Origin of the sequence: Leptolyngbya sp. AN02str, assembly GCF_050565595.1 — a bacterium.
GTDB lineage: Bacteria > Cyanobacteriota > Cyanobacteriia > Elainellales > Elainellaceae > Kaiparowitsia.
Map to the genome: position 1 here is coordinate 86,869 of NZ_JBNXVR010000017.1, position 12,516 is coordinate 99,384.

Genomic DNA, 12,516 nt, shown 5'->3' on the forward strand with positions numbered 1-12,516 from the left:
CAGGGGTGATGATTTCAGGGGGGATGATTTCAGGGGGGATGGTGCTAGCTCTTGCCCTCACTTGGGGCGCACTAACTCAGCCCGCTCAGGCATCGTTTTGGCAGGGCCGATTTCGCAGCCCGCCGCCACGCCCTCCTAAAGATGCCACATCCAGAGGCGATGACTTTTGTGCGATCGCTCCCTTGGCTACGACCGATACGGGAACGAATTGGGTGTGGAGCACGCAACCAACGTTGGTATGGCAGGGAGTCGCCACCCAGGTGCACGTGTATTCTGTCGGGTCACGCCAACCCGTATGGCAGCAATCTATCACTGCCCAACAGCAAATTGCCAATCTAGATACCGTTGGCAAGAGTCCGGTATATCAGGTACAGGTATCGGAGCCGCTTCAGCCCGGAGCCACTTATGAGATGTGGGTTTTTTATGGAGACTTCAGCCCCAATATTGTTCGCTTTTGGGTAATGGATGCGCCAGAGCGCGATCGCATTGCGGCTGAGTTGCAGCAGCTCGAAGCAGCGATCGCGCCTGGAGACATCACCAGTGAGGCTGTGACAACCCAACGCGCCAACTATTTTGCGGGTCAGCAACTGTGGTCAGAGTTTTGGCAAGAGCTGCGATCGCTCAGTGCCCTATCGGGGAGGGATTGGAATCAGTTTCAAAGCAACACGATTGGATCTGTTTGTCCGTTGATCAACACGGCTGGATTTTTCTCGTCTAGCCACTCCACAACAACTGCCGATGGCAAACCCTATCGGGATCACAGCTTCACGCTCGATCAGGCCCAATCGCTGGAAATTGAAGTGCAAAATCCATCCTTTGGCACCCAAATTTCCATCCTGCGATCGCCCACCGATCCCACTTCTACCGAGCCAGCAGAACTCATCCAAACCTGGACGAGCAGTGAGGGCAAGTTGACCGAAGCAATCACATTGTCTCAACCTGGAAACTACCTCATTCGGGTACAGGCTGCAACTGCCCAGGATCGCGGAGAATATCAGCTTTTACTCATGCCCCGCTGGTAAATCCACCTGGCTTAAATCTAAACTCTCTCGACCATGCATCAGCTCGGTCTAATCCCAACTACAGACTGATGTTGCCCCTACATTCACCCCCAAGCCCCTATGCATTACCCGGTTAAATTGCTTTGCTTGTTTACAAGCACTGTTCTTGTCTCTGCTGCTGCACTGCGTCCCCAATCTGCGATTGCAGAGCCTTCTTTACTGCTGGCACAAGCCGCCTCAGCACAAACCGCCGCTCCGCTGTTGCAGGTAGAAGGCGTATTAGAAGACGGTGATTTAAGATTTCCAGACAACAACAGTCTGTACGACATCCACCAATTTGAAGGGCAATCGGGGCAAACCGTTACCATTGTGATGGAAAGTTTGGAATTTGATCCCAATTTAACGCTGCTGAATCCGCAAATAGAGCGAATGGGTCAGAATGACGACGATCACACTTTTGGGGATGGGAATGGGAATGCTGTGATGACCATCACGCTTCCGACCACTGGAACATACGCCATTGCAGCAGGTGCCTCCAGCGCCCAAAGCAACGGCAAGTATATGTTAACGGTGTTGCAAGGCACTGAGCCTAGGTTTAGTGATGTGGCACAGCGCCAAGCCCAAGCAAGGTCGCTATATCAACAGGGCCGTCAGCAAGCCAATCGTGGGGAATACCAGTCTGCATTAAGACTATACGAACAAGCAGTGGCCATTTACCAAGAAATTGGCGATCGCCGTGGTGAAGGGACGACGTTCAATAACATGGGTTTAGCCTACTCTGGCTTAAGAAATTACGCGCAAGCCTTGAACTATTATCAACAAGCCTTAAGTCGTCATCGTGCAATTGGTAATCGCCGGGGTGAAGGGATTACCTTCAACAACATGGGCTCCGTTTATACAGATTTAGAAGATTACCAACAAGCCTTAAATCACTATCAACAAGCCTTAAACATTCGCCGTGAAATTGGCGATCGCCGTGGTGAAGGCGTAACGCTCAACAACATGAGCATGCTCTACTATCAATTGGGAAATTATCCGCAAGCATTAGACGGCCACCATCAAGCTCTCGTCAGCTTCCGTGAGGTGGGCGATCGCAATAGTGAAGGAATCGCGCTGAACAATATTGGCGAGGTTTACAGCAAGCAGGGAGATTATCCGCAAGCCCTAAACTACTATCAGCAATCCCTCCTAATTCAGCGTGAGGTTGGCGATCGACGTGGTGAAGGTGTCACGCTCAACAACATTGGCTTAGTTTATGGCGATCAGGGAGATTATCCACAAGCATTAAACTACTATCAGCAATCCCTCCTGATTCGGCGTGAGGTTGGCGATCGCCGCGGTGAAGGTGTCACGCTCAACAACATTGGCGTCGTTTACCGCAGCCAGGGAGATTACTCGCAGGCATCGAACTATTATCAACAAGCCTTAAGCATCCGCCGCGAAATGGGCGATCGCAATGGTGAGGGCATTACGCTCAATAATATAGGCTTAGTCTACTATTACTTGGATAACTATCCACAGGCATTGGACTATTATCAGCAAGCTCTGGTCATTCTCCAGCAAATTAACGATCGCAATGGGGAAGGAACCACGCTGAACAACATTGGCTTGACCTATAACTATCTGGGTGATTTTTCACAGTCATTGACCTGGTATCAGCAAGCATTGAGGATCTTCTCGGAAATTGGCGATCGCAATGGGGAGGGGACTACGCTCAATAATATTGGATTGGTATACAGAAAATTGGGGGATTACTCGCAGGCATTGAGCTATTATCAGCAAGCCTTGAGTATTCGACGTGAAATTGGCGATCGCAGTGGTGAAAGCAACACGCTCAACAACATCGGCCTAGTCTACCACTACCTGGGCGATTACTCGCAGGCATTGGTCTATTATCAGCAAGCCTTAAGCATTCGACGTGAAATTGGCGATCGCAATGGGGAAGGCAACACGCTGAACAATGCTGGCGGAGCCCACCGCTACTTGGGCAATTACCCGCAGGCCGCAGACTATTATCAGCAAGCCCTAGTCATTTTGCGTGAAATTGGCGATCGCGCTGGCGAGGCTATGGTTCTTGGAAATCTGGGTGATGTCCTCGGTGCTCAAGATCAGCCAGAGTTGGCCATTACGTTCTTAAAGCAGGCTGTGAATATGTATGAGTCAATTCGCGGTCAACTAACTGCGCTCGATCGCGAGTTGCAAAACTCCTACACGGATACCATAGCTGGCACCTATCGCCGTCTGGCCGATTTGCTGCTGGCTCAAGGGCGATTGCTAGAAGCAGAACAAGTCTTGGAACTGCTAAAAGTTCAGGAAATTCGAGAATATACTCGTGGGCAAGTGCTCGATGCCACCACCCGCCAAGTAACCCTGAGCCCGCTCGAAGCCGAAATTGTGCAGCAGTACGACAGCATTATCGCCTTCGGCCAACAGGTCAACGATTGCCAGCAAGATGCAACCTGTCGCCAAAGCCCTCGCTGGCAAGATTTGCAAACTCAGCGTCGGGCATTAACCATCGAGTTCGATGCCAAAGTAGCCGAGTTTTCGGCAGAAGTGCGCCGCCGGATTGCGAATGGCGACTCCATTGTAGACGTGCGACAACTCACCAATATTGGGCAGGATATTGTGAATGCTCAACCCAGCACTGTGTTGATCTATCCCGTTGTGTTGCAAGACAAACTGTGGATACTGTGGATTACCGAAGCAGGCATTGCTAATTCGATTGAGGTGCCCGTTGGCAAAGCAGATATTGATGCGGCGGTGCTGGAGTTTCGCCGCCTGATGCGGCAGTGTGAGCAAAGATCATGCCGAACTGAGGCCGATATTGCTGCGATTCAAACCGTATCGCAGCGGCTCTACAACTGGCTATTTCCCGATTTGCTGGAGGCCGAGCTACGCAACAACCAAACCCAAAATTTGGTGTTTGCTCTGGATCAATCGCTGCGCTACATTTCCATGGCTGCCCTGTTTGATGGTCAAAATTACTTGATTGAAAACTACACCGTTTCCACCATCAATGGCGCGAGTCTCACCAATCGCGATCGCCCCCTTTCTGCAAATCCAGAAGAGATTTCAGTGCTGGCATTGGGACTTTCCGAGGCGGTGCCAGCAAATCCTGCAGCCGGCCTTCCTGGGTTTTCGGCGCTAGATCATGTGCCCGACGAAATCAGCAGCATTGTGCAACAAGCAGATGGACGGACGGTTCAGGGCATTTACCCGGGCTCCACCCGACTCAATCGGCAGTTTAATGAATCGGCTATCTTGAATGCACCAGGCCACCAAATTTTGCACATTGCGACCCACGGCAAGTTTGATCCGGTCAGCCTGGATGCCTCTTTCTTGATTTTGGGAACGAAAGAACCGTGGCGAATTTCTAATCTGCGGCTCGATCGCCAACTCTTTGCCGATGTGAGTTTGGTGGTACTTTCGGCTTGCGAAACTGGATTGGGACAAGATGACTGGTCAATGATTGATGCTCAAGCTAATGGCGTAGAACTGCCAGATGGACGAGAAGTCTCAAGCATTGCGCAAGCATTTGTGGATGCGGGAGCGAATACGGTTGTAGCGTCGCTATGGCAAGTAAATGATGCTGCAACTAGCACATTAATGCAGCAGTTTTATCAGGCACTGGCGCATGATAACCAGGAAGAGTCAGTTGCGATCGCCCAAGCCCTGCAACAAGCTCAACTACGGCTATTACAGGGTGATTCTGCCCTGCAAAATGACGACAGCCGGAGTGCAACAGTGCTAGTAGAGGATCCATCTGTACAGCAGCAAATTGAAACGTCAGCATTGGCCCATCCCTACTATTGGTCGTCCTTCATCATCATTGGCAATGGCCTGTAGAGATCCAAACATCTAAGGAACTAGCCTAAAATCCTAAAATCCTGTATCGCTTGCTATGTGGGCAGTACAGGGTTTTAGAGCCTAGTTTTTAATGGTGTCGAGGTACTTAATTGGTCGTGTGTGCTGTAGAAATGAACGAGTGAATCTAAATCACTGTTAGAGGTCTTGCCTCGGTGAAATAGGGCAACTTGATGCCCTTGTTCGATTAATTGACGAGTAACATGGGAACCAACAAAACTTGTTGCCCCGATTGTAAGAATGTTTATGACAGAGGATCAAAGGGGGACAATTTGGCTGACATGCCCTGCAACAATTTGCCAACGATGGTTGCGCTGTAACCAGACGCGAGTGAATCGATAAACTTCAGAAAAGACTTGATCATTTAGGGTTCCCTCAATGTCTGCTTTTAAGACAACGACAACACAATCCTGGCTAAAAGAATGAATTTGGCGATCGCGAATATCCAACTTTGTAAATCGAAAGATTCCAGAACGATGGGCTTCCAGATCGTGTTCTTTGTTGCTCACAAACCCTGTGTGCATTGTCCAGACTAAATCATCCGCAATCAGATCATCCAACACAGCAATATCACTGTTGAGCATTGCTTGTCGTAATCTCTCTTCCATCTCTTCAATTAAGTTGTTTTCCATTGAATGATGTTGCCTCATTAAACTCTATAGTTTGGATGGAGGATTGAGTGCCACTGTCAATAAAGCTGCTGCAATGAATGCGGCGATCGCCCGAATATGATTCCAAAACGTCCAGTCCGTCAGGTATCTAGCCCAAAGATTTGCACCCTCCGTACTATTGGGATCGGCAACAGCGAGTGCATTATTAAGCGGAACATTAAATACCATTGTCACGCCAAAACACCCCAGCAAGTAGAACAAAGCACCCACAAGCAAATAAGCACTACCGGATTGCTGCCATTGAAACAGTGAAGAAACCATGAAAACTAGACAAACAACACTCGTACCCAAAAATGCAAGCATAAACCAGAGGTTAATCACTGTAACGTTGATGGATTGCATTGTGGCAATTCCTTGTGCCGGAGGCTGTTGAGCCAGAGCCTTCATGACAAAGGTTGAGAAGGCAAAAAACACCCCAGCAATTAACCCACAGCCAAGGGCTGCAATCAGTTTTAACGGGAAATTGAGCAGTTCAAACATGACCATCACCCAGTTTTAGGTTGAGTAGAGATTATTCCAGCGCAAACGAACCTGTTTCCAGGGAACCCGCAGGACGGTATACGCAAACGACAGTACCTTGACTGGTCGTGCTGGAGCGAATGAGGCGCAGAGTAAAGGGCACCTCAACATTGTCGAACAGCCGCTTTCCCGTGCCTAGAATGACTGGAAAAATTAAGAAGCGATATTCATCAATCAAATTATGATTCATCAACGTTTGCGCCAGGTTACAGCTTCCATGTACCTGAATTTCACCCGAGAACTGCTGTTTGAGCTCGGCAACCTCTTTTGCAACATCTTGAATCAGTGAAGTTCCCTTCCAGTCAAATGATGTTTTGGAGCGAGAGGCAACAAATTTGGGCAATGAGTTTAGCTTACTGGCAACCAGATCCTCTGGGTCGGGGAAATTGGGCCAGTAGGCTGCAAAAATGTCGTAGGTAACTCGCCCGAATAAAAATGCCTGTGCCTTCTCAAATATTTTGTCCATGACTTGCCCCATATCCTCATCTGCATGGGGAACAAGCCAACCTCCGTAGGGAAAATTGCCAGACGTATCTTCTTCGGGGCCTCCTGGTGCTTGCATCACACCATCCAGTGATAGAAACGCGGTCATGGTTAACTCAGCCATATGATCCTCCTTCAATATGTACAGGACTTACGCAAGCCCACTAAATCTGGTGTTTTGGTGTTATGGGTAGGGTGCTTCGCACCCTACCCATAACACCAATGCGTAAGTTCAGATGTAGTTCTAAATAGATGGTGTAACACTATGCATTCAGCGGCTCGCTTATTGATCGTGTGACAAGTATGGGCTCGACCCTGCTAAGCTGCTGCCACTGCTGGGTAAACTCACGAGCCATGCGATAAGAATGAGACCGCTTTCTGCGCAGACTGGCATTCATGTGGCGTGCCTGGGCCATCTGTTCCTCCTAAGTCACAGGTTGATTGCTTGAGATATTTTTAGATGAGGAAAATCTCTATCTCCTCGCTATCTGATTCTTGCGCCAATACCACATTCTTGAGATCTGTTGCTGAAGTGATTCACGCAAAAATCTATCAATAGATAGAGAAATTGCGTTCTCACCTCGTTGGGTGAAGTCAATTGTGAGAGCGATTTGAGAAAGTATTGCCTATATTTAATGCGTTTAAACTTTTTAATTCGATTCCTGTACTGTCCATCACTTTATCGTTCGCAAAAATGGCTTGTTTGGTTTCTTTTCAATAGAGAGAGAACCTAGTGTGGGTTTGTGTTCTTCTCTCACTGAAATGATTCCAGTTCATGTTGTGCAGTTGCCTCGATGTTGTGCTTAGATGTTGTGCTTATGCCATGGGAGAAGAACCGTAATGCAACCCTTGAAGGATAAGATTGCGATCGTTGCGGGAGGCACTCGTGGAGCAGGTCGAGGCATTGCAACCGAACTAGGTGCAGCTGGAGCAACGGTCTACGTGACAGGACGCACAACTCGCACTCAACAGTCAGACTACAACCGTCCAGAAACGATCGAAGAAACCGCAGAGCTGGTGACTCAAGCTGGTGGGCAGGGTATTGCGGTTCAAGTGGATCATTTAGACCCAGAACAGGTGCGATCGCTCATTACTCGGGTTGAGCAAGAACAAGGGACGTTGGATATTTTGGTCAATGATATTGGAGCAGAACACTTCGCAGAGTTTGATAAACCTATTTGGGACGTTGATTTAGAGCGAGGATTGCGTCTATTACGGTTGGCGATTGATACGCATCTCATTACCAGCCACTTCGCTCTACCGCTGCTAATTCAAAAACCTGGGGGCCTCGTTGTTGAACTCACCGATGGAACAGCAGATTATAACCATGGGCACTATCGCCAAGCGGTAATGTATGACCTCGCGAAGAATGCAATTATTCGCATGGCGTGGGCGTTGGCGCAGGAGCTTCAACCGCATTATTGTACGGCGGTGTGTCTAACTCCAGGTTGGCTGCGCTCAGAAATGATGCTCGATGGTTTTGGGGTGGGCGAAGCCAACTGGCAAGATGCGATCGCCAAAGAACCTCATTTCATTATTTCCGAGACGCCCCATTATGTTGGGCGTGCCGTTGCCCATTTGGCGAGCGATCCAGATGTGGCTCGTTGGAATGGTCAGTCTCTTTCCAGTGGCCAGCTTGCCAAAATTTATGGGTTTACCGATCTGGATGGTTCGCAACCGGATGCTTGGCGCTACATTCAGGAAGTAACAGAGATGGGTAAACCCGCTGATGCTACTGGCTACCGATGAGGTTGCCACGAGCTTATGTCTCTAGAGGCCCAAAGGGTTTCGCATCGGAGAAATCATAGATATCGATCGCACCCTCCTGCCGAATCATGCGCTTCTTCAAACGTGGAAATTCGGCAATTTCAATATCCAGATTTTCTCCACCTGACAAATAGACCAGATCCTCATTCCCAGTATTTCTCAAATGGTGAGCGACTGAAGGCGTAGGAAAGCCCATGAAGTCTCCTGGATGCACCTCAAATTCTGCGTCATCAATTTCTGCTACGCCATGGCCCGATAGGATATAAATCCATTCCTCTTCTCGATGGTGAGAATGGAAGATGAATGATTCCTTGCCTGGTGGGACCCTGATGAAGTTAATTCCTGCGCGCTGAAGCCCAACCATCTTTCCAAGTTGAGCGCCTGCTAGCTCTGAGTTTGGGTTCCAGGGATGGGAAAAGCTGTGCAGGTTTGACAGAATCTGTTCGGCTCGAATCAACAAAGGGTGTTGCTCGGTCATGATGATACTCCCTCATCGTAAAAGGGTGACCACTCCATGATGCCGCACTGCTGCGGCATCATGGAGTGCGGCATCATGGAGTGCGGCATCATGGAGTGCGGCATCGGTGTGGACAGTGCTGAGATGCCTCCGTAGACTGGGTTGTATCTCCAGGAATTTTAGCTACTCGTTGTCAACTGTGATGGGTTACTCGACAATTGCCAAACCTATCAGACCGAGTAAGCAACTGAATTGAACTGCTAAGCTCGCTATTCGCAACCTTGGATCAGCACCCACAATATGAATGATGGAGTGCAAGAGCCGAAACGTGATGTAAATACTAATTAGCAGATTCACCCCGCCACCGAACACTCCCCGTATCGTCAAGAGAAAAACGATTCCTAAATACAAGGGAAGGTTTTCAATCAAATTCGCTTGGACTCGAAACAGTCGCCACATCAGGTTTTTGTCATCAACCACTGCAAAATCTTCGGGGCTGCCGCCGATCGCTAAATGTCGAATTCTGACAACAATTAAGAGAATGACAACGGCAATCACCCAAAGAATAAATAGGACTAATCCCCACAGTGGAATGGTCATGGGTTGAATCGATAACGGTTGAGCGATCGCCAGCCCTAGATGATGTTCAAGTTGCATCTTCTTTCTCCTGTAGCATCTTCTCCTACTGTAAAAAGTAGGCACAGCAAGACTCTAGAAAAAAGTTGCACAAATTTGGAATATTATTGCGATCTGTTGGAAGTCGATTGCGATTGCAGAAGTTGCTTAGGGGTAACGCCAATGATGCGCTTGAAGTGGCGCGTTAAATGGCTTTGGTCACAAAAACCTGTTTGAGTTGCGATTTCAACAATACTTAGATTGCTATGTTGCAAGAGGTGTTTTGCCTGATTTAGCCGACACTGTAAAACATACTGGTGAGGGGTAATTCCCATGCTCTGCTTAAACAGGCGTAGGAAATGATAGGGACTGATTTGGGCGATCGCTGCGATCTCATCCAACTTCAAAGTCTGATGGAGATGCGTGTGGATATACTCCCGTACCAGCGCCAACGTTGCTGGGGGTAAACCATGAGCGTGACTAAAAAGCTTGGGTCGAGTCACACAATAATGTCGCAATAGATGAATCGCTAAGGCCGTTTTTAAGCTGTCAACTAGCAAATGGCTGCCCATTCCTCCAATCTCAGCTTCTTGCCTGAGAGTTAAAAGGAGGTTGTGGATTAAGGGATCGGACTTGCTCATAAACTGGGGTTGTAATTCGATCTGGTCAGAGTTAACCCAGTCTTGCCCAATCTGTTTGAGAAGAGTCGGCTCAACAGCCAGCACCATAAACTGGGCGGGAGTATCCCAACTACAGGAATGAGCTATCCCTGCTGGAATGATGGCAATGTCTCCCGGCTCTCGTCTTTCGCGCGATCGCTTGCCATCGAGCGATCGCATCCCCGGTGCATAATGATTCGATGAGTCAGCAAACCCACAAGCCAATACATGCATGGAGTGATGGTGTTCGTCTGTGGCAAAGGTTGGTTGCTGGTGTAGTTCTAGATGAAGCCCATGCCAACCCACACTCCGTAAAACGGCAGGTTGAGGAACAATGTGATCCGATGCTTTGTCTTGCGCGTAATCCAGTAGCCTGACAGAAGACATTGATTTTCTCATAACCTGTCGCAGCTAAAGAATATCTTCATTGTGCCCGATTTCTGCTTTCTCAGGTGTTTCACCTTAGTTGAATAAGAGTTGAATAAGTCAAAGCATCGATTGTTGCGTGCGTGTTGCGTGCGCAACAATCGGATTTTCTGAGGGTCGCGCACCGTGCAACCCTTAGAAAATCCCTGAAAAAACGAATGTTTGTTTCGATCGGGCAAGCTAGGCGCTACGACACGCTAGGATGCCTTAACGAAGATGGGTACGTCAGTGAGCGCCACCTGGTTGAAACGACTTGGGATTCATGCCTCAATCATTATTTGCACAAGAGGTCTAGTGTATGAGTTTGGAACCTGGGGTAGGGGCGATCGGAGCACCTGCTTCCGAGATTGAAATAGATGCTTCCCTAGAATCTTTTTCCGTTATGTAAATGGAGCGATCGCCCATGCTATCAGCAGAATGCATTGCCATTGTGACAGGTGCAAATCGTGGAATTGGGCTGGAAGTAGTGCGGCAACTTGCTCACAAAGGGATGACCGTCATTCTCGGTGCGCGAGATCTGGAAAAAGGGAAACTGGCCACCGCAGATATGCTCAACGCAGGGTTAAAGGTTGTGCTGCATCAACTGGATGTTACCGATCCGCAAAGTGTTACTCAGCTAGCAGCGCACATCGAGCAAGAGTACGGACGCTTGGATATTTTGATCAACAATGCTGGTATTCTCTACGATACTTGGCAGCAGCCCAGTACAGCAGATTTTGAGATTGTGCAGGAGGCAATTAACACAAATACATTGGGGCCGTGGCGAATGTGCAAGGCGTTGGTTCCCTTGCTGCGACGGAGTCAACATGGCCGTATTGTGAATGTTTCCAGTGGCGCTGGAGCGATCGCCACGATGGATAACAGCACCCCTGCTTATAGCGTTTCCAAAGCAGCGCTCAATGCTTTCACGCGCTCTTTGGCGGCTGAACTGAAGAGTGCAGGAATTTTGGTGAATGCTATTTGCCCTGGCTGGGTGGCAACCGATATGGGAGGGACTGGTGGGCGACCTGTAGAAGATGGCGCGGCCAGCGTTGTTTGGGCTGCCATGTTGCCTGACCAGGGGCCAACAGGTGGTTTCTTTCGAGATGGTAAGCCTGTGTCCTGGTGACCAATCTCGATCCTATGCGTGTCACTTACTGAAATTTGAAATGCGATCGCCCGGTTAAGCGACAAAGCCACACTTTGGAGAAACCCAACATGCAATCACCAGATTTAATTGGGAGTTATGAAAAACGGAAGTTTTCATCGTTTCGTAATCCCACGATTGATATTCTCATTTGGGGCCGTCAGCGGCATCACATTCCGATGTTGCTTGAGGTTGATGTGACCGCAGCACGGGAGGCAATTGACCACCAAAAGCAGCAGGGGAAACACTTGAGTTTCACCGGCTGGTTTGTAAAGTGTATTGCTCAAGCCGTCAGCGAACATAAGGCGGTTCATGCGCTACGGCAAGGGGACCAACTGATCATTTTTGATGATGTAGATGTGACGGTCATTGTAGAGAGGGCTGTTGGGTCAACAGACAGCCACGAAACATTACCAATGCCCTACATGATTCGACAAGCGAATCAAAAAAGTGTGGCTGACATCTCTTCAGAAATCCGCGCAGCCCAGCAACATTCCGTAGCCCTAGGAGAGGTGCAAATTAATTCAACTCATGCACCCTGGGTAACAAAACTCTCAACTAGGGTGCCCAAGTTCTTGCGTGATTGGTTCTTTTGGCGGCCTTTGTTTCGTAATCCTTTTCTGTTCAAACGCATGATGGGAACCGTTTCGGTTACGTCTCTTGGCATGGTAGGGCAACGTGGAATGAGTTGGGGAATTCCCATTGGCATTCATCCGCTCATTGTTTCTATTGGAGCGATCGCCAAACGTCCTGGGGTCGTTCACGATCAAATTCTGATTCGTGAGTATGTGGGACTCACAGTACTGTTTGACCATGATGTCATCGATGGTGCGCCAGTGGCTCGTTTTATCAAACGATTATCAGCATTAGTAACCCAAGGATTTGGATTGATCAGCGCATCAGAAGAACTTGACTAATTCGCTCATGT

General features: G+C 48.8%; 12 protein-coding genes. 5 read left to right on the top strand and 7 right to left on the bottom strand.

The annotated features are described in order from the left end of the window. Nucleotides 1-38 precede the first annotated feature (38 nt). Complete coding sequence (locus tag ACQ4M4_RS14675) at nt 39-1,022, top strand: hypothetical protein (protein ID WP_430685245.1); 984 nt, start codon at nt 39-41, stop codon at nt 1,020-1,022. A 99-nt stretch (nt 1,023-1,121) separates the two neighbouring features. Then, nucleotides 1,122-4,847 (top strand): tetratricopeptide repeat protein, encoded by a 3,726-nt coding sequence (locus ACQ4M4_RS14680; RefSeq protein WP_430685246.1) that lies wholly within the window; start codon nt 1,122-1,124, stop codon nt 4,845-4,847. Between the two features lie 74 nt (nt 4,848-4,921). On the opposite strand, the gene ACQ4M4_RS14685 is transcribed toward ACQ4M4_RS14680, so the two are convergent. The 4 genes from ACQ4M4_RS14685 to ACQ4M4_RS14700 are packed head-to-tail and all read right to left on the bottom strand — an operon-like array spanning nt 4,922 to nt 6,662. Continuing rightward, the gene (locus tag ACQ4M4_RS14685; protein ID WP_430685271.1) at nt 4,922-5,113 is read right to left on the bottom strand and encodes an NAD-dependent epimerase/dehydratase family protein; all 192 of its coding nucleotides are present in this window, start codon (nt 5,111-5,113) and stop codon (nt 4,922-4,924) included. Between the two features lie 9 nt (nt 5,114-5,122). After that, nucleotides 5,123-5,497 (bottom strand): nuclear transport factor 2 family protein, encoded by a 375-nt coding sequence (locus tag ACQ4M4_RS14690; RefSeq protein ID WP_430685247.1) that lies wholly within the window; start codon nt 5,495-5,497, stop codon nt 5,123-5,125. Between the two features lie 24 nt (nt 5,498-5,521). Further along, on the bottom strand, nt 5,522-6,016 hold the full coding sequence (locus tag ACQ4M4_RS14695; protein WP_430685248.1) for a DUF1772 domain-containing protein: 495 nt from the start codon (nt 6,014-6,016) through the stop codon (nt 5,522-5,524). Nucleotides 6,017-6,047: 31 nt separating this feature from the next. After that, nucleotides 6,048-6,662: a dihydrofolate reductase family protein gene (locus ACQ4M4_RS14700; protein WP_430685249.1), complete on the bottom strand. Its 615-nt coding sequence runs from the start codon at nt 6,660-6,662 to the stop codon at nt 6,048-6,050. Between the two features lie 716 nt (nt 6,663-7,378). On the opposite strand from ACQ4M4_RS14700, the gene ACQ4M4_RS14705 reads away from it, so the two are divergent. After that, nucleotides 7,379-8,287 carry an SDR family oxidoreductase gene (locus ACQ4M4_RS14705; protein ID WP_430685250.1) on the top strand — a complete coding sequence of 303 codons (909 nt, stop codon included), beginning with the start codon at nt 7,379-7,381 and terminating at the stop codon, nt 8,285-8,287. A gap of 13 nt (nt 8,288-8,300) precedes the next feature. On the opposite strand, the gene ACQ4M4_RS14710 is transcribed toward ACQ4M4_RS14705, so the two are convergent. From ACQ4M4_RS14710 to ACQ4M4_RS14720, 3 genes are all read right to left on the bottom strand, one after another. Further along, a complete protein-coding gene (locus ACQ4M4_RS14710; protein WP_430685251.1) occupies nt 8,301-8,783 on the bottom strand; it encodes a cupin domain-containing protein in 483 nt (160 codons plus the stop codon). Nucleotides 8,784-8,969: 186 nt separating this feature from the next. Continuing rightward, nucleotides 8,970-9,419, bottom strand: coding sequence for an MAPEG family protein (locus ACQ4M4_RS14715; RefSeq protein ID WP_430685252.1), 450 nt, complete (start codon nt 9,417-9,419; stop codon nt 8,970-8,972). 83 nt (nt 9,420-9,502) lie between these two features. Continuing rightward, nucleotides 9,503-10,423 carry a helix-turn-helix domain-containing protein gene (locus ACQ4M4_RS14720; protein WP_430685253.1) on the bottom strand — a complete coding sequence of 307 codons (921 nt, stop codon included), beginning with the start codon at nt 10,421-10,423 and terminating at the stop codon, nt 9,503-9,505. Nucleotides 10,424-10,865: 442 nt separating this feature from the next. Here ACQ4M4_RS14720 and ACQ4M4_RS14725 point away from each other — a divergent pair, with 442 nt between their 5' ends. After that, nucleotides 10,866-11,570 carry an SDR family oxidoreductase gene (locus tag ACQ4M4_RS14725; RefSeq protein ID WP_430685254.1) on the top strand — a complete coding sequence of 235 codons (705 nt, stop codon included), beginning with the start codon at nt 10,866-10,868 and terminating at the stop codon, nt 11,568-11,570. Between the two features lie 89 nt (nt 11,571-11,659). Next, complete coding sequence (locus ACQ4M4_RS14730) at nt 11,660-12,505, top strand: 2-oxo acid dehydrogenase subunit E2 (RefSeq protein WP_430685255.1); 846 nt, start codon at nt 11,660-11,662, stop codon at nt 12,503-12,505. The last annotated feature ends 11 nt before the right edge of the window (nt 12,506-12,516 follow it).

Coding starts and splice junctions, on each gene's coding strand:
- ACQ4M4_RS14675 (WP_430685245.1), top strand. CDS start 39: ATGGTGCTAGCTCTTGCCCTCACTTGGGGCGCACTAACTCAGCCCGCT.
- ACQ4M4_RS14680 (WP_430685246.1), top strand. CDS start 1,122: ATGCATTACCCGGTTAAATTGCTTTGCTTGTTTACAAGCACTGTTCTT.
- ACQ4M4_RS14690 (WP_430685247.1), bottom strand. CDS start 5,497: ATGGAAAACAACTTAATTGAAGAGATGGAAGAGAGATTACGACAAGCA.
- ACQ4M4_RS14695 (WP_430685248.1), bottom strand. CDS start 6,016: ATGTTTGAACTGCTCAATTTCCCGTTAAAACTGATTGCAGCCCTTGGC.
- ACQ4M4_RS14700 (WP_430685249.1), bottom strand. CDS start 6,662: ATGGCTGAGTTAACCATGACCGCGTTTCTATCACTGGATGGTGTGATG.
- ACQ4M4_RS14705 (WP_430685250.1), top strand. CDS start 7,379: ATGCAACCCTTGAAGGATAAGATTGCGATCGTTGCGGGAGGCACTCGT.
- ACQ4M4_RS14710 (WP_430685251.1), bottom strand. CDS start 8,783: ATGACCGAGCAACACCCTTTGTTGATTCGAGCCGAACAGATTCTGTCA.
- ACQ4M4_RS14715 (WP_430685252.1), bottom strand. CDS start 9,419: ATGCAACTTGAACATCATCTAGGGCTGGCGATCGCTCAACCGTTATCG.
- ACQ4M4_RS14720 (WP_430685253.1), bottom strand. CDS start 10,423: ATGTCTTCTGTCAGGCTACTGGATTACGCGCAAGACAAAGCATCGGAT.
- ACQ4M4_RS14725 (WP_430685254.1), top strand. CDS start 10,866: ATGCTATCAGCAGAATGCATTGCCATTGTGACAGGTGCAAATCGTGGA.
- ACQ4M4_RS14730 (WP_430685255.1), top strand. CDS start 11,660: ATGCAATCACCAGATTTAATTGGGAGTTATGAAAAACGGAAGTTTTCA.